This is a genomic window from Acetobacter cibinongensis (genome assembly GCF_000963925.1).
Taxonomy (GTDB): domain Bacteria; phylum Pseudomonadota; class Alphaproteobacteria; order Acetobacterales; family Acetobacteraceae; genus Acetobacter; species Acetobacter cibinongensis.
Genome location: NZ_BAMV01000008.1, coordinates 150,319 through 170,867, shown reverse-complemented (window position 1 = coordinate 170,867; position 20,549 = coordinate 150,319). Strand labels below are relative to the sequence as shown.

At 57.3% G+C, this 20,549-nt stretch carries 18 protein-coding genes; 8 read left to right on the top strand and 10 right to left on the bottom strand.

The annotated features are described in order from the left end of the window. Positions 1 to 92: 92 nt before the first annotated feature. Positions 93 to 1,451, bottom strand: coding sequence for a sensor histidine kinase (locus Abci_RS05225; protein ID WP_052944773.1), 1,359 nt, complete (start codon positions 1,449 to 1,451; stop codon positions 93 to 95). After that, on the bottom strand, positions 1,438 to 2,181 hold the full coding sequence (locus tag Abci_RS05220) for a response regulator transcription factor (protein ID WP_244877588.1): 744 nt from the start codon (positions 2,179 to 2,181) through the stop codon (positions 1,438 to 1,440). The genes Abci_RS05225 and Abci_RS05220 overlap by 14 nt, the downstream gene beginning before the upstream one ends. Before the next feature lie 366 nt (positions 2,182 to 2,547). On the opposite strand from Abci_RS05220, the gene Abci_RS05215 reads away from it, so the two are divergent. From Abci_RS05215 to Abci_RS05205, 3 genes are all read left to right on the top strand, one after another. Continuing rightward, positions 2,548 to 3,846 (top strand): dicarboxylate/amino acid:cation symporter, encoded by a 1,299-nt coding sequence (locus Abci_RS05215; protein WP_048838171.1) that lies wholly within the window; start codon positions 2,548 to 2,550, stop codon positions 3,844 to 3,846. Positions 3,847 to 3,937: 91 nt separating this feature from the next. Beyond that, positions 3,938 to 5,215 carry an MFS transporter gene (locus Abci_RS05210; RefSeq protein WP_048838085.1) on the top strand — a complete coding sequence of 426 codons (1,278 nt, stop codon included), beginning with the start codon at positions 3,938 to 3,940 and terminating at the stop codon, positions 5,213 to 5,215. 136 nt (positions 5,216 to 5,351) lie between these two features. After that, the gene (locus Abci_RS05205) at positions 5,352 to 5,771 is read left to right on the top strand and encodes a hypothetical protein (RefSeq protein ID WP_048838084.1); all 420 of its coding nucleotides are present in this window, start codon (positions 5,352 to 5,354) and stop codon (positions 5,769 to 5,771) included. A gap of 69 nt (positions 5,772 to 5,840) precedes the next feature. Here the strand turns inward: Abci_RS05205 and bcp are convergent, their stop codons facing one another. Both bcp and Abci_RS05195 read right to left on the bottom strand, forming a co-directional pair. Then, entirely contained in the window at positions 5,841 to 6,317 is a 477-nt protein-coding gene (gene bcp, locus Abci_RS05200; RefSeq protein WP_048838083.1) for a thioredoxin-dependent thiol peroxidase, read from the bottom strand. Positions 6,318 to 6,371: 54 nt separating this feature from the next. Further along, on the bottom strand, positions 6,372 to 9,494 hold the full coding sequence (locus Abci_RS05195) for a bifunctional [glutamine synthetase] adenylyltransferase/[glutamine synthetase]-adenylyl-L-tyrosine phosphorylase (protein WP_181015817.1): 3,123 nt from the start codon (positions 9,492 to 9,494) through the stop codon (positions 6,372 to 6,374). 71 nt (positions 9,495 to 9,565) lie between these two features. Between Abci_RS05195 and Abci_RS05190 the strand changes: the two genes are divergently transcribed. Beyond that, positions 9,566 to 12,802, top strand: a complete 3,237-nt coding sequence (locus tag Abci_RS05190) for an AsmA-like C-terminal region-containing protein (RefSeq protein ID WP_048838082.1) — start codon at positions 9,566 to 9,568, stop codon at positions 12,800 to 12,802. Here Abci_RS05190 and Abci_RS05185 read toward each other — a convergent pair. The 4 genes from Abci_RS05185 to aat form a co-directional block, all read right to left on the bottom strand. Then, positions 12,799 to 13,344 (bottom strand): hypothetical protein, encoded by a 546-nt coding sequence (locus tag Abci_RS05185; RefSeq protein ID WP_048838081.1) that lies wholly within the window; start codon positions 13,342 to 13,344, stop codon positions 12,799 to 12,801. The genes Abci_RS05190 and Abci_RS05185 overlap by 4 nt on opposite strands. An 86-nt stretch (positions 13,345 to 13,430) precedes the next feature. Continuing rightward, positions 13,431 to 14,081, bottom strand: a complete 651-nt coding sequence (locus Abci_RS05180; RefSeq protein WP_048838080.1) for a hypothetical protein — start codon at positions 14,079 to 14,081, stop codon at positions 13,431 to 13,433. Next, positions 14,078 to 14,944, bottom strand: a complete 867-nt coding sequence (locus Abci_RS05175; RefSeq protein ID WP_048838079.1) for a DUF4412 domain-containing protein — start codon at positions 14,942 to 14,944, stop codon at positions 14,078 to 14,080. Before Abci_RS05175 ends, Abci_RS05180 begins: the two co-directional genes overlap by 4 nt. A gap of 49 nt (positions 14,945 to 14,993) precedes the next feature. Beyond that, a complete protein-coding gene (aat, locus tag Abci_RS05170) occupies positions 14,994 to 15,647 on the bottom strand; it encodes a leucyl/phenylalanyl-tRNA--protein transferase (RefSeq protein WP_048838078.1) in 654 nt (217 codons plus the stop codon). 187 nt (positions 15,648 to 15,834) lie between these two features. Between aat and Abci_RS05165 the strand changes: the two genes are divergently transcribed. Next, positions 15,835 to 16,809, top strand: coding sequence for a 2-hydroxyacid dehydrogenase (locus Abci_RS05165; protein WP_048838077.1), 975 nt, complete (start codon positions 15,835 to 15,837; stop codon positions 16,807 to 16,809). Between the two features lie 39 nt (positions 16,810 to 16,848). Further along, positions 16,849 to 17,031 carry a hypothetical protein gene (locus tag Abci_RS05160; RefSeq protein ID WP_048838076.1) on the top strand — a complete coding sequence of 61 codons (183 nt, stop codon included), beginning with the start codon at positions 16,849 to 16,851 and terminating at the stop codon, positions 17,029 to 17,031. A 72-nt stretch (positions 17,032 to 17,103) separates the two neighbouring features. Here the strand turns inward: Abci_RS05160 and Abci_RS05155 are convergent, their stop codons facing one another. Then, positions 17,104 to 18,156: an NAD(P)H-dependent flavin oxidoreductase gene (locus tag Abci_RS05155; RefSeq protein WP_048838075.1), complete on the bottom strand. Its 1,053-nt coding sequence runs from the start codon at positions 18,154 to 18,156 to the stop codon at positions 17,104 to 17,106. 101 nt (positions 18,157 to 18,257) lie between these two features. Further along, the gene (locus Abci_RS05150) at positions 18,258 to 19,076 is read right to left on the bottom strand and encodes an EcsC family protein (RefSeq protein WP_048838074.1); all 819 of its coding nucleotides are present in this window, start codon (positions 19,074 to 19,076) and stop codon (positions 18,258 to 18,260) included. A 375-nt stretch (positions 19,077 to 19,451) separates the two neighbouring features. Between Abci_RS05150 and Abci_RS05145 the strand changes: the two genes are divergently transcribed. Together Abci_RS05145 and Abci_RS05140 are read left to right on the top strand one after the other, a co-directional pair. Continuing rightward, positions 19,452 to 20,135 carry a hypothetical protein gene (locus Abci_RS05145; protein WP_048838073.1) on the top strand — a complete coding sequence of 228 codons (684 nt, stop codon included), beginning with the start codon at positions 19,452 to 19,454 and terminating at the stop codon, positions 20,133 to 20,135. Positions 20,136 to 20,171: 36 nt separating this feature from the next. Further along, on the top strand, positions 20,172 to 20,510 hold the full coding sequence (locus Abci_RS05140; protein ID WP_048838072.1) for a TIGR01244 family sulfur transferase: 339 nt from the start codon (positions 20,172 to 20,174) through the stop codon (positions 20,508 to 20,510). Positions 20,511 to 20,549 lie beyond the last annotated feature (39 nt).

Genomic DNA, 20,549 nt, shown 5'->3' with positions numbered 1-20,549 from the left:
TCCAGATGAATCGGTCATGACTCTTTGAGATACAGATATCCCCTGCCTGCGCCAATAAAAATGGTTTTAATAAGACTAAAAGCCGCCGTTCGTCATGAAAATGTAATACGAAACAGGGTGCCCTGCCCGTTCGGTCCGGCCTCAATTGTCACGGTAGCCTCATGCAGGTGTGCAATGGCCAGAACAAGGCTCAGGCCCAACCCGCTTCCGGGCACATGCCTGCTTTTGTCAGAGCGGTAAAAGCGGGACATTACGGCCTGCCGCTCATCCACCGCAATTCCTATACCGGTATCTGTCACGATCAGTTCCGGCGTGGTGCCCTGCCGGATGACGGAAACCGTCACGGTCCCTCCGTCCGGTGTGAACTTGATGGCGTTGTCCACCAGGTTGGCCAGCAGTTCCACCAGCAGATGGCGGTCTCCGTCTATACAAACTGGAACAGAACTAACCCTTGTGAGCAGGGCAATGCCCTCTGTCTCGGCAATTGGCTCGTACAGATCCACTACATCCGCAACAAGCTCGGCCAAATTGACCACACCAAAGCCTGCGCGCCTGCGGCTGCTTTCAATCTCGGCAATACGCAATAAGGCCGTGATGATACCAAGGCACTGGTCAAGGTCATCTACGGCACGCGCCACCGCATTTTCCAGCACCTCTCCCGTACTGCCGGTGGACATGGCGCGCTCAAGCTTGGCCCGCACACGGGAAAGCGGTGTGCGGAGGTCATGCGCTATGTCGTTACCGACCTCGCGCATGCCATCCATCAAATTTTCCAGCCGGTCGAGCATACGATTAACACTGCCCGCCAGCCGCTCAAGGTCGTCACGCTCTTTCCCGGCGGGCAGGCGTTCGTGAATATCGCCTGCCATGATCAGGTCTATGGCTTCATGCATGTCCTTGACACGGGACAGGGCACGATGACTGAGAACCATGCCGAGCAGCAGAGCAAACAGCAACGTGGGAATAGCGGCCAAAACCGTTGCGTGGCGGAGCATAAGCTTTTGCTCTGCCAGAAGATGAAAACTTCTTCCCAGCACCAGAATAGTGCCATCCGGCATGGTTTCAGCCAGAAGCCGCAGCGGATACGGTGCGCCCTCTTCCGGGTAAATTTCAATATTATGGGGTTTGCCGTCCGCCTTAAGCCCATGGGGCCAGGCCCGCAGGTCTCCGGCGATCAGGGCGTGACTGGCATCAAACAGCCCGGCGCTGCTGATAACCAGCCGCATATCATCGGTTGCGCGTTTACGGACGACATATTCAAGATGCTCTGGTGTCATTTGCGCCAGCAGTTCGGCCTCACCACGCAACAGGGCGGTTGAACGGTGAGATTCAACCGCTTCCATCTGTGTGTAAACCAGACCAAACTGCATCACCATCACACCGGCCATGGCGGCAACCGCCATGAGCGTGAGGCGAAACGCCGCAGTGCGGCAAAGTTCAGTCAGCCACACGTAACAGGAATCCGGTGCCGCGAATACTCTTGATCAAAGGCTCCTCGCCAGGGCTATCAACCTTGCGGCGCAGCTTGCCTATATGCACATCAACCAGATTGGTTCTGGGAATGAAGCGGTATTGCCACACATCCTCCAGCAGCATGGAGCGTGTCAGCACCTGATCAGGGCGGCGCATGAGGTACTCCAGCAAACGAAACTCACGCGGCAGCAGGTCAATTTCGCGCCCATCCCGCCAGACCCGACGCTCGATCAGGTCCATCTCCAGCGGGCCTACGCACAGCTTTGTGCTCCGCGTATCATCCGGGCGACGCAGCAGGGCTTCCACGCGTGCGAGAAGTTCTTCCATGGCAAAGGGCTTGGTCAGATAGTCATCCCCGCCAGCCTTGAGGCCTGTTACCCGGTCATCCACAGCGGAGAGAGCGGACAGCACCAGAACGGGTGTCCGAATACCGCGCTGGCGCAGTGTCTCAATAACACTCAACCCGTCCAGCCCGGGCAGCAGGCGGTCAACCACTAACACATCGGCTCCGCCAGCAAGGGCTGCTGCAAGGCCGGAATCCCCTGTGGCACGGTGCAGAACGTCAAGACCGTGCCCGGTCAGTTCGGCCACAATTTCCTCAGCAATCGTGCTGTCATCTTCAATCAGAAGAACAGACCCACGGGCAATACGCCCTGACTGCTTATCTGACTGGTCGTGCTGATCGTCATGGTGTGTGTGTTCAGTCATAATATCCTGATGCTGCTTTCTTGCGGGGTGCGCCAGTAAAATTCATTTCAGACTAGTGGAGGATACCACAGCGGGAAACCTGTCAGATTTATAATCCCAAAACCGATCACAAAGCCCGCATTCCGATCACACCATCGAGAACAGGGGCACTAAGGGCAACACCAAGTATAAAAAATGCATTACTCCTATTCGCACAGGGTTCACCCGAAGGTCAGAGAGGCTTCCATGCAACAACCCGCGGCCTAAAGTGTTGATCCATCACGATAATGCAATGACATGTGCTGTTTCTGGGTGATATAGGTTTTTCAGAAGCAGAAAACGATAAACAATAATAACAATTCAGAACAGGGAAATACTAGCGTGGATCTGCCCAATCCCTCAGCGTTATCCGCCTCTCCACACTCCTCGTCATCCCGGCATAAAGCACTTTACTTGCAGGTTATCGCTGCTGTTTTGATTGGGATTCTGGTCGGCTATTTCTTTCCTAACCTTGGCAGTGCGCTCCGCCCCTTGGGCGACGGGTTTGTCAAACTGATTAAAATGGTCATTGCCCCGGTCATTTTCCTGACTGTGTGCACCGGCATTGCCGGCATGGCCGACCTGAAACAGACAGGCCGTGTTGCAGGCAAGGCCATGGGGTATTTCCTGTTTTTCTCCACCTTTGCGCTTGTTATTGGCATGATTGTTGCCAACGTGGTGAGGCCAGGTTCCGGACTGCATATTGACCCGAAATCACTCAATTCCGGGGCGGTATCCTCCTTTGTGACAGAAGCGCACGCCCACTCCTTCACAGACTTCCTGATGCGCATCATTCCCACCACCACAGCGGGAGCCTTTACGTCTGGGGAAATTCTACAGGTTCTGCTGGTTGCTATTCTGTTTGGCATCAGTCTGGCGCAAATGGGCCCGAAGGGTGAGAAAGTACTCTCCCTCTTCCGCCAACTGACGGAACTGGTCTTCGGGGTTGTGCGGCTGGTTATGTATGCGGCCCCCATCGGGGCATTCGGTGCCATGGCCTTCACGGTTGGGCGCTTTGGCGTAAGTTCCATTGGCAACCTGCTGGAACTGATCCTGACCTTTTATTTCACGGCTTTCGTGTTTGTCTTTGGTGTGCTGGGCGTTGTGTCCCGCATGATGGGGTTCAGCATATTCCGTCTTGCCCGGTACCTGAAGGAAGAACTGTTGATTGTACTGGGGACCAGTTCTTCTGAATCCGCACTGCCGGGGCTTATTGCCAAGCTGGAAAACGCCGGCTGCCCCCAAGGCGTGGTCGGGCTGGTTGTGCCTATGGGCTACTCCTTCAATCTGGACGGCACGAATATCTACATGACATTGGCCGCCCTGTTTATTGCTCAGGCAACAGATGTGCATCTGAGCCTTGGCGAACAGGTGGCTCTTCTGTTGGTTGCCATGGTGAGTTCCAAAGGGGCTGCGGGTGTTACCGGGGCAGGCTTCATTACGCTGGCTGCCACCCTGTCTGTTGTGCCCAACGTGCCTGTTGCAGGCATGGCGCTTATTCTGGGCATTGACCGCTTTATGTCTGAATGCCGCTCCCTCACCAACCTGATGGGGAATGCTGTGGCTGCCATTGTTGTTTCCCGTTGGGAGAGAACGCTGGATACCGCGCAACTGCACAAAGCCCTTGAACATAAGCCCGCTCCTTAACCTGTTTTGGAGCGCCCTCTCCTTTCTGACCATCCCTTGATGACGCCCCTTGCCCGTTCAGGAAACGTGCTAACAACAGGATAATGCTCATATGAATACGGCTCAGCGCGTTCGCGGCATTCTGGCAGGTTCAGCCGGCAACTTACTGGAATATTACGACTGGTACGTTTATTCCTCCTTCACCATTTACTTTGCCCACTCCTTCTTTCCACGAGGGGATAAAACGGCAGAACTGCTGAACGCTGCGGCTATTTTTGCCGTTGGGTTTTTCATGCGCCCCATTGGTGGCTGGCTGCTTGGTTCCGCCGCAGACCGCTACGGTCGGCGCGCAGCCCTCACCATATCTGTTACCGCCATGTGCCTTGGGTCTCTGGCCATTGCCATCTGCCCCAGCTACCAGCAGATTGGCCTTTTAGCGCCCATTGTCCTGTTAGTGGCCCGCCTTGTGCAGGGCCTGAGCCTTGGTGGCGAATACGGCGCGTCCGCCACCTACCTTGCGGAAATGGCTACCCCACGTAATCGGGGGTTCTGGTCCGGTTTTCTCTATGTCACGCTGGTTATGGGCCAGCTACTGGCCATGATTATTCTGCTGCTCATGCAGTATATTTTCCTCACACCCCAGCAAATTGAGTCGTGGGGCTGGCGTATCCCGTTCTTCTTGGGCGCCACAGGCGCTGTGCTGGTGTTCTGGCTACGCCGCCAGATGGTCGAGAGCGAGCGCTTTGAAAAAAGCCAGGAAAAGAAAGAAAAAGGTGGTCTTGCCATGCTGGTGCAGCACAAACGTGCTGTCCTGACAGTATGTGGCATGACGCTTGGCGGTACGGTCGCGTTTTATACCTACACCATCTACATGCAGAAATATCTGGCTAACACTCTGGGCTTTCCCAAAGACACCGCAACACTGGTCTCTTCAGCGTCGCTGGTTGTCTTCGCGCTTATTCAGCCTGCCTTTGGAGCACTGTCAGACCGAATTGGCCGTAAGCCTTTGCTGATCTACTTTGGTGTGTGCGCCACGTTGGGCACAATTCCGCTTCTGTCTGCCCTATCTGGTGTGCACTCACCGTGGGCAGCATTCGGCCTGATTACCTGCGCCCTCTTTATCGCGTCTGGCTACACGTCCATTAACGCGATTGTTAAGGCCGAACTTTTTCCCACCCAGGTCCGGGCTTTGGGTGTGGGCTTTCCTTACGCGGTGACGGTCTCCGTCTTTGGGGGCACCACCGAATATATTGCCCTCTGGTGCAAGCAGGCCGGGCATGAAGGCTGGTTTTCCTACTATGTCTCCGCCTGTGCAGCCGTTACCCTGCTGACAGTTTTGACACTGAAAAAGACCACAACCCTCAACGAGACGACTGACCACACTGCCTGAAGGCCGCAAATAACCGGTTTCTACAAGGGCCTAAAAGAGGCCCTTAACCGGCCTTTAAATTGCCATGACTCGCGCCTTATTAGAGACTTAGAAACGGAGGGCCTGCTCTCCGCTTCCTGTTTGAAGGAGGCATTTCATGCGCCGTTTGACAAAAACTCTTCTCGCTCTGCCACTCATTGCAGGCACCCTGCTGGCAACTGTTCCGGCAGCTCAGGCGCACCCTGGCGGCCCCTATGGTTGGGGTGGCGGCGGCCGCCACTGGGGCGGTCCGCCACCCCCACCACGTTATGCAGGCGGCTGGGGCCCTCGCGATTATGGCTATCGTCACCGCGGTGGGCATGGCGGAGCAATTGCAGGGGCCCTGATTGGGGGACTGGCCGTTGGCGCCTTGGCTGGAGCAGCAATGAGCGGGCCTTCCGTTCCACCGCCGATGGCGTATGGGCCTCCGCCTCCCCCTCCGCCGCCAGTTTATGCTGTACCAGCCGTGCCGGTTGTCCCTGTTGCACCAGCTCCGGGCTATTACGCTCCCGGCAGCTATTATTACGGCGGTTACTGAGGCAGAAGCGGGCCTTAGATCTCGAAATCCGGAACAGGGCGCTCAGGCGCCCTGTTTTAGTTTGTACGTCTAGAGGGTTTTGGCGGCTTCAAGCACGGCCTCAACGTGGCCGGGCACTTTCACCTTGCGCCAGATGCGGGCAATTTTGCCATCGGCTCCCACCAGAAAAGTGGTCCGATCAATACCCATATAGGTCTTGCCATACAGGGACTTTTCCACCCAGACGCCATAGGCTTCTGTCACACTCCCTTCCTCATCAGAGGCAAGAGGAAATGTCAGGTCATATTTATCGGCAAATTTATCTAGCTTGCTGACAGGGTCTCTGGACACACCAATAATCGTCAGCCCTGCCCCTTCAAATTCACGCAGGGTTTCGTTAAAGCCGCAGGCCTCCTTAGTGCAGCCGGGTGTATCGGCCTTCGGGTAAAAATACAGCACAAACGGTTTGCCTTTCAGTTCCTGCGAACTGACATGCCTGTTCCTGCTTGCTGGCATGGAAAACTCTGGAGCAACTGCCCCTTCCTGCAAAAGCTGATCCTGAGACATGCTGTTTCGTTTCCCTCTTCTGTCGTAATAAAAAAAATCAGTTCACCGCGTTTTTCAGCCGCCCTCTACCATGACCTCGGCAAAGGCATCGCCCTCCGCGACGGGGCCAATAAGCCTATTGAAGCACTGACGCACCGTGCGAGCCATGGCACCGGTCTGGCTTACCAAATCCGGCAGGGTTTCCACCCGCATGGCCCGCAAAACAACAGCGCGGGACGGAGGGGCCAGTTCCTTTTCCAGATCAAGCGGCGGCACAGGCCCACATAACAGCCGCAATAGACCCTGCAAGCGCCGCCAGGCACTGTCAGCCTGCAAAAGTAACCTGAGATCCGCCGAGTTTATCAGGCCTGCTTTACCAAGCTTGACCAGCGCCCGCCGCGTGCAGGTATCTCGCACTGCTTTATTTGCCCCCACAAGTTGCAGAGTTTGCGCAATAAACTCTACTTCCATCAGCCCACCGGCACGCCTTTTTACATCCCACGGGCTGGTAGCTGGCAGGTCGCGGGCAAGCCGTGCCCGCATGGCACAGGCATCGGCCAGAATGGTTGCAACCTCCGCGCTTGGCACACGCGTACGCCCCTCCAGAATGGCGGCAATATCTTCAGAAAAAGCTTTGCGCAACGCTACCGGGGCTGTGATGATACGCGCGCGGGTCAAGGCCATACGCTCCCATGTCCATGCGGCTTCCCGATGATATTGCAGAAGCCCACGGCGCGGCACGGCAACAGGACCAGCCGCACCGGAAGGGCGCAACCGCATGTCCACAGCGTATAGGGGACCTTCCGGGCCAGGTGCGGTAAGTGCCGCAATAAAAGCATGAGCAAGACGCGTATAATACTGGCTCACCGCCACACTGCGGGGTGCCGCAAGAGGCAGGCCCTCCGCCGTCACCCGCCGGACGGCTTTACCCACCTGACTCACCGTCTGATCTTCCGGATGGTCAAATACCAGCAGCAGATCAAGGTCCGACCCCGGCATCATTTCCCGTGAGCCAACCTTACCCAGGGCAATAACGGCCATACTCCCGCCGGGCACACGGCCATACCGGCGAACATGGTCTTTCTCAACAGCCTGTTTCAAAACCGTCATGATGGTATCAGCAAGGGCTGTCCGGGCCCGCTCTGCCTCGTCCTCACTCATGCGTGCTTCCAGCACGGCAACAGAGAGGCGGAACTCCTCCCCACGCAGGAGGGGGCGGAGCGCTGTCACCAGCATTTCCGTATCTTCTACTTCCTGTGCCAACTGGCGCAGACGCGCCTGCACGTTGCGCCCTTCCTCAGGCTCCGGCTCCAAAAGCCCTTCCAGGGCTGAAGGTGTGTCGGCCAGGTGATCTGCCAGAAAGGCGGACGCATCAAAAAGCGCTGTAATGCGGTCAATCAGCGCCGGATTCCGCTCGAACAGGGACAGAAGCTGCACCCCGGCATGTTGGCGTGTGAGCAGCGCATCAAACCGCCGCAGGCACGCAAGCGGGTTGCTCCGTGCCGTAAAGCTGGCCAGCAGAGCAGGAAGCAGAGTGCGTAATAAGGCATGTGCCCGCTCCGAGCGCAAAGCCCGCAAGCTGTTACCCTGCCACCGCGCAAGAACCTGCGCGGCATCCGCTGCCTGATGATCCGGAAAACCGAGTTTTTGAAGAATGACGGGTGAGTTTTCACTCTCTGGCGCAACGGCAAGAAGTGCCTGATCCTGCTCACCCGCCGGAGGAGGTTGGGTTACAAAATGCCGCTCAAAAATACGTCTGGCTTCCCGCATACGCGGGAGGAGATCAAGCGCCAGAGCCGCCCCATCTGCAAAGCCCATGAACACGCCAAACGCGTCAAACGCTTCTGCCTGCTCTGGCAGGGAGTGGGTTTGTTGGTCCGAGCGCATTTGTAGCCTGTGCTCAGCATCCCGCAGCAGGCGATAGGTGCGAGCCAGAACTTCTGCCTCTTCCCGCGGCAGATAGGCCAGCCGCACCAGTTTTTTCAGGGCACCAAATGTCGTTTTCTCGCGTAGGTCCGGGTCTCGGCCGCCCCATACAAGCTGCATGGCTTGGGCAATAAACTCGATTTCCCGAATACCGCCCTGCCCCAATTTAAGGTTATGCCCCAGCAACCACGCCATACTGGCGTGCGGGTCTGCCACAACGTTTTCCGGTAAGGTTGCCAGACCAGTGCGCCCGGTGTTGCGGTAGTGGTCTATCCGCGCCTTCATGGTGTGGATATCGTCAATCAACGCAAAGTCGAGGTGTCTGCGCCACACGAATGGCCGGATGGCTGCCAGAAAGCTGCGCCCCAAAGCCAGATCCCCTGCAACGGGACGTGCCTTGATCATGGCAGCACGCTCCCATGTCTGGCCGAGGCTTTCATAGTAAACAATTGCCGCCTGCACGGAGACCGCAGGCGGGGTTGAGGCCGGGTCCGGCCTCAGGCGCAAATCGGTGCGAAAAACGTAACCATCCGCATCTCGTGCTTCCATGAGGCGGACAAGATCGCTAGTCATACGAATGAATACACGCCGCACCGCATCCGGCTGCTTGTGCCCGGAGGGGTCATAGAGCACCATCAGGTCTATATCTGAGGAGAAATTCAGTTCCCGTGCCCCCAGCTTCCCCATTGCCAGCACAAAAAAACCACACCCGTATGTTGGACGTTTGGGGTCTTTCACCTGTATCTGACCGGACTGATGAGCGGCCCACATCAAATGCCTGAGAGCAACTTCCAGCGTAACATCCGCCAGACGGCTCAGGGTTTGCGTCACATCCTCCAGCGGCCAGAATCCGCCAAGATCGGCCACGGCACACAGCAGTGCCACCCGTTTTTTGGCAATACGCAGGGTTTGGGCCACATGGTCATAGCTTATGGTGATGTCGCAGGCATTCAACGTGGCGAACACGTCCGCAGCACAAGCACTCGGCCCTTTTTCCAGCAGGGCCGCGAAGAACACCGCATCCTGCAACGCAAGATCAGACAAATATGGGCTGTTGCCACCAAGGCAGTCCAGCAGGGCATCCGTACCTGCCATGGCCAGAACGACCTCACGCCCCTGCGCGTGCAGGGCCTGTTGCATGTCCTCCCTGAAAAGGGAGGCCGACCGCGCGTTGGCTGCGGCTGGCCATGCCGCATCCGGCCAGATACGCTGGGTGCGCGCGCTTCTGGTCTGGCGAATATCTTTAAACAGGGGCTGTGTAACGGGCTGCATAGTCTGACCATTCTGGTGAAGAACAAAGGGTTGCTGCGTTGACTTCAACAGGTCAAGACCTCCCGCGCCCTTTGCACAAAAAGCTGCTCCGCATTGGCCTTGTTGTTGTAGCGTGTAGCGTGAGCGTCCCGCTTGCTGGCTGTGGCGCATTGTTGGTGCGGATGATGTTCGGGCCAGTAAATATTACACCTCTTGTCCGGCCTTTCCTGCCCCTGACCGTGCAGGAGGGCGCTCCCGGCCAACCGCCAGAAACAACGCTGACACTGAAGCACGCCCAACTCCGCTGGGACAGCCTGCATGATGGCTTGGGCGCACCGTTAGTGCTGTCCCTCCGTAACGTGCAGATGCAGAAAGCGGATCACTCTGCCCCGGATGTCATTGAACAGGCGGACGCAACACTGGACCCTCTGGCTCTGGCGCGTGGGGCCATAGGCCTGCGGATGCTGGATGTGAGTGGCGTGCACCTTGCGCTACGCAGAGGGAAAGATGGCAGTGTAACCCTTGCTGCCCTGAAACCTGACCAGCACCCAACGCAGGACAAGACGGCCAAAACGCCTGTCGTGCCTGATTTTCTGGATATTACGCGGCTAAGCCTCCATAACGCCACCGTGACGATGGATGATCAGTTGACCGGCACCCACTGGACTGCCGCGCCAGTTGAAGGTGACGTCACCCTTACACAAAATGATGGTAAATACGGTGTAACCGGAACGGGCAGCCTGACACTGACTGGCGCAAAATCCGGCGCACGGCTTAACCTGACAGCAACCGGCACCCGTATGCCGGACAAAACCGTACAGTGGCATATTGCCCTTGCACCCGCTCAGCCTGCGCAATTTGCTGTTCTGGCCCCGGCACTTGCCACCGTAAAAAACACTGTCGCCCTGACGGCTGATGCTGTTTTTGCACCCGCCCCCGGCAGCACATGGCTTTTGCCCACAGCACTTGATCTGACAGCAGATATTGGCGCAGGCCCGCTGGAAGCGGCTCATTCCCGTTTTCTGCTCAAACACGGTCATGCGGCTGTGCATGTTGACCTCAACCATCAGTCTGGCACCCATGTGCCTGCCATTCTGGCAGTTAAAGATCTGACGCTGGACCTGCTGGACCCTGACAAACCAGACGCACCCGAAAAAGGGGTCAGTATTCAGGCTCGCGGCACGCTTAATGCGTCAGACTTGGTCAGCCCGCAGGCATTGGCCGGACAGGTTGATGTTGATATTCCGCATGTTGATTTTGATAATATAGCCCAGTTCTGGCCTACAAAAATGGCCAAGGGTGGCCGTGAGTGGGTGATGAAAAACATCACCACCGGGCAGGCCCGTGACCTGCATGTTACGCTGGCGCTACATAGTGCGCAGGGCTGGAAAGGGCTGGATGTTACAGGGGCTACCGGCGGGGTGGATGCCTCCGGCCTCACGGTTCACTGGCTCCGCCCCATTTCCCCGCTGCTGGGCATGAATGCCCACCTGTCTGTCTCTGACCTTGATACGCTGAAAATCACGTTTGATCACGGCTACCAACTGATCAATCTGGCGGACAAGAATGTCGGCGCAACTGGCGTTGGCAGGGTAGATGCTGGGGCCGGTAGCATGACGATCTTTGGCCTGACCAAAAAGGACCAGACCGCCACCATTGCGACCGAACTGCATGGGAATTTACGCGATATTCTGGCACTTCTGGCCGAACCCCGACTGCACCTGCTCTCACGCCACCCGCTCAGTTTTACCGCACCCTCCGGTAAAGCCACGGCGGCCTTTACACTCAGCCTGCCTTTGGAGAGCGATGTCACCACGGACCAGATGAGCGTGGATGCCCACGCCACTGTTACGCAAACGCATCTTGGCAATGTTGTGATGGGGCGTGCCATTACCAACGGCAGCTTCAAGATTAATGCCACCACTGAGAAAATGGATCTCAGCGGCCATGCCGCGCTGGGTGGGCTACCGGCAGATGTCGCCTATTTCATGGATTTCCGGTCTCTCAAACCCACAGAGGTTTCAGAAAAAGCCCATGTTTTGGCGCACATCACTCCGGCCTCTGCCGCCAGCGCAGGCTTTGCTGCGGGAGACCATTTTGATGGGAGCGCCACACTGGCGGTAGACTACGCCAAGCTAGAAAACAAACAGGCCACCGTAGGCCTGAATCTTGACCTGACACCCGCCAAAATACGCATTCCGCTCTGGCACAAGGCCGCAGGGCGTGCTGCCAAGGCATCAGCCGACCTCAACCTGTTTGACGGCACCATTACCGGAGTTGACAATCTTTCTGCCTCTGGCCCCAATCTGGCGGTTAAGGGGTACGCTTTTCTCCAGCCTAACAAAGCGCCGGAACTGCTTATTTCCTCGTTCCATATTGAACGCTCGCAGGGGCACGCCCGGCTTATCCTGCCTTACAACACGCCGGACAAAACCATTCAGGTTGGGGTGTATGCCTCCATGCTGGATCTGACGCCTCTGCTGGAGAATGACCCGGCAACGCCTGCCCCTGCTGGTAAAACCACGGGAGGCTATCATGTCCCAGAAGCAGCCAGCGGAACCTTGCATGGCCCGCCCGGCAATGCGTGGGTCATTGATCTGCAAAGCGATGCGCTGCTCTATAACTACACCAAGCCAGCCCTGAGCATGGTGAAAGGTCATTTTGAACATAACGGGCTAAGGCTGGAAAAAATGCAGTTCAGCATGAGTGGCCCTGCTCCCGCTACCATGCATCTGACCCCGGAGGGGGCAAAACGCAGCCTGCATGTGACCATTCCCGACATGGGCGGTTTTCTGACCGCATTCAACATCATGCCCAATGTCAAAGGCGGTCATGCCTTGTTAGAGGGCACATTTGACGACACACTGGCCGCAGCGCCCTTCAGCGGCGTTCTGAAAGTCAGCCCCTTTGTGCTTACCAAAGCACCAGAGACTGTTCTGCTGGCCCGTAATCTGTCCCTTTACGGCTGGATCAACAGCCGCAAATCCCCGGAATTTGAGATCACGCACCTCAGCATGCCGGTCACGTTTTCAGACGGTGTTCTGCGTATTCATGACAGCAGCACAGGCAACGATGCCTTGGGTGCCACGCTGGAAGGGAACATTGATCTTGACCACGGCAAGCTGGATCTGGACGGCACGGTTGTGCCCATTTTTGCACTCAACCGCCTACCCGGCCGCTTGCCCGGCATTGGGCGCCTGTTCAGCCCTGAGAAAAACGGTGGCCTGTTGGCCATGACCTTTAATCTCTCGGGCAAGCTGGACAAGCCGGATTTTCATGTAAACCCCCTTTCCATTCTGCTGCCGGGGCTCTTGCGTAAGATTTTTTAGGGCTTGGCGGGCGCGTCCGGATCTTCAATATCCGCATCACTTTCGGTCAGAAACACCGTATCGTGCAAACTCCCCTGCACACGCGCGAGAAGATGGCCGGATGAAATGGCATGACGCAACGTCTCATCTTCATCCCCAAAGGAGGTATCCACCCCGTTGCCGCTTACATCTCCTACCGGATGAAACTGGGTGTCCGCCTGAGGCTTGACCGGGTTTACCAGCCAGTGCCGCGTGTGGGACACGACGGTTGAAGCATCGGCAATGCCACAGGGCTGAGCCTTGGTCAGGGTCACCGTCTCGGTCGTGACAAAGGCCTGCGCCGTGTGGCCACCCGGCCCGGTAGAAGCCTCAAACACTGTCCCGGAGGGTACAACCAGCAGAGATGTCGCCTGTTCGTCCTGCTGGGAGGTCAGACAAACGGACACCCCACCCTGCCCGGTAACAATCGGCGCCAAGTTAGCAGCAACGGGCCCATGCTCGGGTGCCTGCGCCAGAACCGGAGCAGAAAAGCAGGGAGCACCGGCTAATACTACTGCCAGCATAGCACCGTATGAATGAACTTTAGTCTGCCTTCTCATCATCACTCCGCAACCCTGTCGTTCCGGATACGGGCCGGGTGGCCTGCATGTCAGGGTGTTGCCGGAGCTTCCTGACGCAGGCCTGCCGGAATGGCAAAAACCGAGTCAGGCTGCGGGCTTCGGCTTACGCTCAGGGCGCGTACCGTAATCTGCTGCCCTTGCGCGACCTGCAACAGCAAGCCGTCTGACGTATAACAGACGTCATTGGCATGTCCGTCCGTATCCTTTGTGCGCCATACTGTGCAGCTTTCCCCCGCCACTATGGAACTCCCCAAACGCGCATAGGTGCCTATCATGGCGGGATGGCCGGGCGGGGTCAGGTTCTGGCTTGGGGCTGGCATTGTGCTCTGCTTGTGCCGGGGCACATCCACCACGCTCAATGTATGCTCAGGCCACGATGTCACCATGAAAACAGAAGAATTTTCAGGGTCCAACCGTTGCCGCAGAGAGGCAACCTGCCACCGCATACGCTGCTTCATGGTAGCATCCCCGGTAGGGGACGCCAGTTCGTAGAGCACATCAGCATCAGTGGAAGGCGTAATACACGGGGCCGTCTGATTGCAGGCGTCAGACGAAGCCCCTGACGCGACGGGTGCTCCTGTCTGAGCATGGGAAGGTACAGTGATACCCCCCACCAGCACCATGCTTGCTCCCGCAAGAACACAGGCCGGAAGCGCACGACCCAGCCGCACAAACCTCATTGCGTCGGCCCATCGGCTGGGACAGGGGGCTGCGTATCGGTTGTAGGGGCAGACGGTACGGTTGCAGTCGGGCCTACACCACCTGGAATAGACGGGGCCGTGGGAGCTTTCTCCGTGCCATCGCCGTCCGTTGGTGCGCCTTTTGGGGCATGGATCCGCACTTCCTGATACCCCGTGGGCGGAGTGAACACGCTTGCGGGCAGAGCATCATAGGAAATGCGGATAGCCTTGAGGTGGCCATTCAGCCCATCAACATCCACGCCATCCTGCTCAAGCACAAATCCGTCTTCCGTAACGCAAGCTGTACCCTTGCCCTGCGCGCTCTGAACATCCCAGAGTGTGCAGGCCTGCCCGATAACCTGAGAAGCCCCTTTGCGGGTAAACTGCATGGACATATCCAGCAGGAACGAATTACGCGCCACATCCTGCTGCACCAGACGGGTGTAAATTTTCTGGTCATCCCGAATGATAATAACCTCTTGCGCCGCACGGTTGATAATAACCGAGCCACGCGAGTTATCGTTTGTCATGTCTTTCAGGTAGCGAATGCGCATCAGCCCGCCATCACCCGAGAACAGAACCTGCACATGCCGCTCAGGCGTGGCCACAGGGGGTGTTGCGGTTTGAGCCCCTCCTGCCGGAGGTTTCGGCTGGAAAATGTAATCCACAATCGCATCCCGCGCCGGGGTAAGGCGGGGGTGCTCCGCCGCTGGTGCAGCAGGTGTGGGCATGGAAGACGCGGCGGGCGCATCTTCCGCAAAAACTACGGACGGTACTGTCACGCCCATACCAAGCGATATGCCTGCCAGAAGGCAGCATCGGGTCAGAAGGCCCGTCTTCCGGCGTAAGTGGCTAAGTGTCATAACGCGTCTGTTTCCTTATTATCGCCTGGTGGTCCTTGCCGTGAGTGTCTCACCCACTCCGCATGGCCTTTATTTCGGCTCTTAGCATATCGTCCGGTACTGTATTACGCCAACATGGCAGCATCTGGACAGCCCGTTCCAGCGTTGCCTTATAGTCATCCGCCGGGATTTCAACGCCACCAAAACGAGAGAGATGGTCTGTACCAAACTGTGTGTCCAGCACCAAAAACCCCTGCAACCGCAGGCGGGCGACAAGATGCACCAAAGCCACCTTTGAGGCATCTGTTGCGCGGCTGAACATGCTCTCACCAAAAAAGGCACCGCCCAACGCTACGCCGTACAACCCCCCAACCAACGCCCCATTTTGCCGACACTCCACACTATGCGCATACCCCATCTGGTTCAGGGCACAGAACAACCGGAAAATTTCCTGATTGATCCATGTGTCCTCCCGCCCCGGTGCCGGGGTGGCACAGCCCTTCATAACGCCCGGAAAATCCTGATCCGTTGTGACCTCAAACCGGTCAGACAGAACTGTCCGCTGCAACCGTTTGGGCAAATGGAAACCCTCCAGCGGCAAAATGCCACGGGGGTCCGGGTCATACCATTGCAGTTCCGGGTCTTCAGCACTCGCAGCCATTGGGAACAGGCCAGCGGCATAGGCACCCAGTAAGATTTCCGGCGTTACCCCCTGCTCTGCCATGCTGCCTTCCTGCTCCCCAATCTGCGTTTGTGTTTTGCGCTGCCATGCAACCAGTCACGATAGTGTTGACGAAAGAGCGCGCCCAAGCCCTTTCCTTTCTAGTTATGCCGTCCCATGATCTTTTATAAGCACCATGCTAGCGTGGCTGTGCAAAAACTCAATCTTACCTTCTTTTTCAGGACTGCTCATGTCTGCTGATAAACCGCGCCTTATCCGCTCCATTCGCCTGCTGTCCGCTGCTGAAAAACGCATTGAGACGGAATTTCAGGCGCCCCCGTCTCCTGCCGCGCCGCTGGATACGGCGGCCATCCTCAAACTGGCGCGTGATTTCCAGCCCTCAGCCATCCTTGTTACCCATCATGCTCCGTTGAAAGGAGAGGATGTTGCAGCCCTGCCAGACTGCGTAAAACTGGTTGCAACGGTGAGCGTGGGTCTGGACCATCTTGACGTACCGGCCCTGCTGGCCCGCGGCATTGCGGTCTCCAACACTCCGGATGTGCTGACCGACTGCAACGCCGACCTGACCATGATGCTGATTATTGCCGCCTGCCGCAGGGCAGCGGAATATTACACCCTCATGAAGAAAGGCTGGGGCCATACCCTGGGTATGGATGAGATGCTGGGCCATCGCGTGAGTGGCAAGACACTTGGCATTGTTGGCATGGGCCGCATTGGGCAGGCTGTTGCACAGCGCGCCCGCGGGTTTGGCATGACCGTTCTGTACCATAACCGCCGCCAGCTTGATGCCGCGCAGGAACAAGGTGCTACATATTATGCCAACCTTGAGGATATGCTGCCCAAATGCAACATCCTCACACTGCACATGCCCGGTGCCCCTAACGGCCCACCGCTCATGACTGCGCGTACATTGGGGCTGCTCCCGCGCGGTAGCGTGCTGGTTAATGCCGCCCGTGGCTCCCTTATTGATGAACGCGCCTTGATAGATGCCTTGCGCTCCGGGCAACTGGCCGGTGCCGGTCTGGACGTTTACCAGAACGAACCCAACCCCGACCCCCGCATTCTGGCTTTACCTAATGTGTTCATGACCCCCCACGTTGGCAGCGCAACAGTGGAAACCCGGACAGCAATGTGTATGTTAGCGCTTGATAATGTTGCGGCCATGGCAGCGGGCACACCACTCCCCTCGCCGGTTACAGCATAAGCGCTACAAACAAGACTGGCACAGGAGAACACCCCCACCATGCAAATGACACTGCGCCTTGCCTGCGTTATTGGCATTGTTCTGGCGGGGGTTTTGAGGTTCTGTGCCCCCCATTACCATTTGACCGCAGAAATTATAGCAGGGCTGATGCTGCTGTTTGCGCTGGTAGCAACTGTTGTAATTGATGAAACAAAGCCAGCGGGAATAAATCAAAAAGGCTAACGACAAGCCTGATGTTTACCCGCTGATGTTACAGGGCGAAAAAAACGTAACCTTGCGGTGCGTACCTACGCGTCACAAGGCTACCCCTCCGGCCTCCTGCATGAGCACAGCCACCAGTTCTGCCGCAGGTAAGGTACGTGCCAGCGGCGCACCTTGCCCCGCCCACTGTGCCGCAAACCCGAATTCGCCATGATTTTTGGCTGCCGCATGCAAAGCTTTGGCAGCATCGTAAGCCACGGGGTAGGCTGGGACTTGATGCGCAGGCCGTTCACCAAAATGTTCCATAAACATGTTTGGCAAGGTGCGTGCGGGTCTGCCCGAGATCACCGGTGTCATGCGGGTATGGTAAGCGCCTGGACCGGTCAAGGCAGCGCGGTACGCTGCATCCGCAGCGGATTCAGGACACCCGATAAACGCAGTGCCGAGCTGGGCCGCCATTGCGCCTGATGCCCGTGCTGCCGCCACTCCGTACCCATCCATAATGCCGCCCGCTGCAATAATGGGAACCTGACAGGCCCGCACCAGCAAACGGGTAAGCACCAAAGTGCTCAGTTGGTCATCCGGGCTTTGGGGGTCAAACATGCCCCTATGGCCTCCGGCTTCAAAGCCTTGGGCGATAATGGCGTCAATGCCAGCTTTCTCCAGTAACCGAGCCTCCTGCACGCAGGTGGCCGTTGCCAACAGGAGAATACCCTCTGCTTTCAAGGCCGTACAGAGGTCCGCAGACGGCACACCAAAATGAAAGCTGACGACCGCCGGTCTTTCTTCCACAAGCAGGCGAACCATGTCCGGGTTATCCAGACAACTGGTGTAAATTTCCTGCAATGCTGATGGAGGCGTGGCACCAAATTTTTCAAACACGGGCGAGGCCTGTTTCAACCACGCCAGTTCCTGCGCCAGATCTCTCTGTGGTGCTGCGTGAATAAACACGTTTAGATTAAACGGGCCGCGCGTTTGTGCTTTAAGGGCAGCAACCATCTGCCGGGCCTGCTCCACTGTTGAGGCACCCAGCCCCAAGGAACCAAGCCCACCGGCATTGGAGACCGCCGCCGCCAAGGCAGGTGTCGCAACCCCTGCCATAGGGGCCTGAATAAGGGGCAGAGTTAGAGCAAGCTTTTCCCACATTTGCTGAAACAGTCACTCCGGTGTTCCCGACTAGCGGAAGAGACGGCAGAGCCATTGCCTCCTGCCATACAAAACAGCAGGCAATGGCTGCTCAAAAAACGTTAGCTCCGTGGCTGGCTCCGCATGGCAATGGCGGTATCCCGCACAACAGGACCATGCTCACGCTCCAGACGGCGGATAGTGAAGTGCGCCCGCGCCAGGGCCTGATAATGGTTTAAAAATGCTGTGTTGAGAGACGCGCCACACAACGCACCTGCAACTGGCATGAGCTGAAGCGAGATTTTGTGACCAAGAGCCAACCCGTAGTGAGACGCCACTTCAGAGATCAGCATGACCACGGGACGGCCACGCAGCAGGGCACGAGCCGAGAAATAGCCAAGCTCGTTTTCTTCTTCAGAACGCGCATTGGGGAAAGCGCGGAGGGCGAAGACTTCAAGGCAGGCGATACGGGCGTCCGGGTCTGACAGGTCTTCCCCTTCCTCCCGCGCAATGCGTGCAATTTCCCGCATGATGGTAAGCGTGGTGAAGCCAATATCCGGGGCCAGACCAGCCAGACCAGCAAAGCCGCCGACAGCACCTGAAACCGCAACGGCTGCCTGCAAGGCTGGGGTACGCCATGCATTCAGCTCCGCCGGGCTGTCATCAACAGAGCGCATACCCAGAACGGATACATCAAACGCGCGGGCAATGGCGCTTTCGGCAAGGCCCTGAAGTTTGCTTTCAAAGCTGGGAGCCATGCCCAACCCACGCAGCCCGAGGCGTGCGGCATGGCCAACAGCACCGCCCATAAGGTCTGCCAGCCGCACAAGCACCCCTTTACCAGCCTCAACCCGTGCCAGTGCGTTTTCAAGCTCGGTCAGGTCCTGGCCACTAAGCTTGAGTGAGACCATATCGCTGCTGGCTGTGTCATTGGTGCTCATTTGTGCCTCTTCTCTTTCATGGCCGCCACGCTACCGCCATATCGACCAGCGGCGCAGGGTGTGCGCTGCTCTCTCATATCCGGTTGTCATGTCTCTATCATATCACTGCTTAAAGAGACACAACGTGCTGGCAGAGCATATGCTCTGCGTGTTTCTCATAAAAGCGTGGCGGCGCAATAAGTTTCACACTGCGCAAACAGGACGCACCTTACAAATTCGGGGGAACGGCGGGGTACCACGCTACTCCCTTTGCCCTGTCAGGTATCTGCATTGCAGCAGGCGCAGGCAATGGCATTGTAACCACCGCCCGAAGGTTTTACAGAACTAAACCGTGTTTTTTCTCTGCGCCCACGGTGCCACAACAGGAGTCGAGTCATGCCAGAGCCACGACGCTCTTCCCTCCCCCTGCGTTTCCGCACAGCCCTGCATGCAGGCTGTGTTTTAACGCTCCTGAGCGTAACGGCCTGCGCGCTCACGCCGCAGGAAAAAGCTGAGCAAGACGCACTGAAATCTGCCCAGACCGGGTCAGATTATTGCTATTCCCCACGCTATAATGGCCTTCTGGCTGAAGCATGGCAGCGTGCGCGGGATGAAGATAACGGCCAGAAAAGCGTTACAAACGCTCCTGCTGCGGCCCTGCCCCCTGTACAGGTTACGGCGGCAACAGCCATGCCGGATATTAATGTGCCGCCTTATTCCCGCCGCTCCTGCCGCATGACCATAAAGGTTGGCAATGCCGCGCCAGAAACCGGCTTTCTGACCTTCACCTATCTGGTCAAGCAGGGCAAAACCCAGTCTGCTCTGACGGAATGGTACTCTGATGCCTTTGTAGAAAAAGACTACAATGACACCATGAAGGAAATTAATTCCGGGCTGAACCTGAACGAGCCGGAACTTAAAGCCTGCATTGCACGCCACCCGGAAATCAGTTCCACTATCAAAGACCCCATGGTGCAGAAAGCTGCTTTTGATCTGCGGGCCCACCTTGTCCGCCGGTGCATGGCCACCAAGGCTGCTTTGAAAAACCTGTATTCGGATCTTTACTTCATTCGTGGCTAAGCCGTCCGCTTTTCCACTCTAGTCAGGATATAAACAATGGTTGCCTATCGCGCTCTCTCAGACAGTTTTGTGGTTGCTCCCCAAATCACGGTTCAGGACATTCCTGCCATCCGTGATGCCGGGTTCAAGACCATTATCTGCACACGCCCGGACCATGAAGACCCCGGCCAGCCCACAGCACAAACCGTGGCAGAAGCTGCGCAGGCCGCTGGTCTGTCTTTTATTGCCATTCCGGTTGTGGGCGGTCAGGCACCGTCATCCGATGCGGTCATTGAGATGCAGGAAGCACTGAACACACTGCCGGGGCCAGTCTTCAGCTATTGTCGCTCGGGCAACCGCGCTGGCCAGTTGTGGACGCTTGCCACACAAGGCTGAGCCTGCCGTGCACAGGCACCCCATAAACCGGGTGCCTGT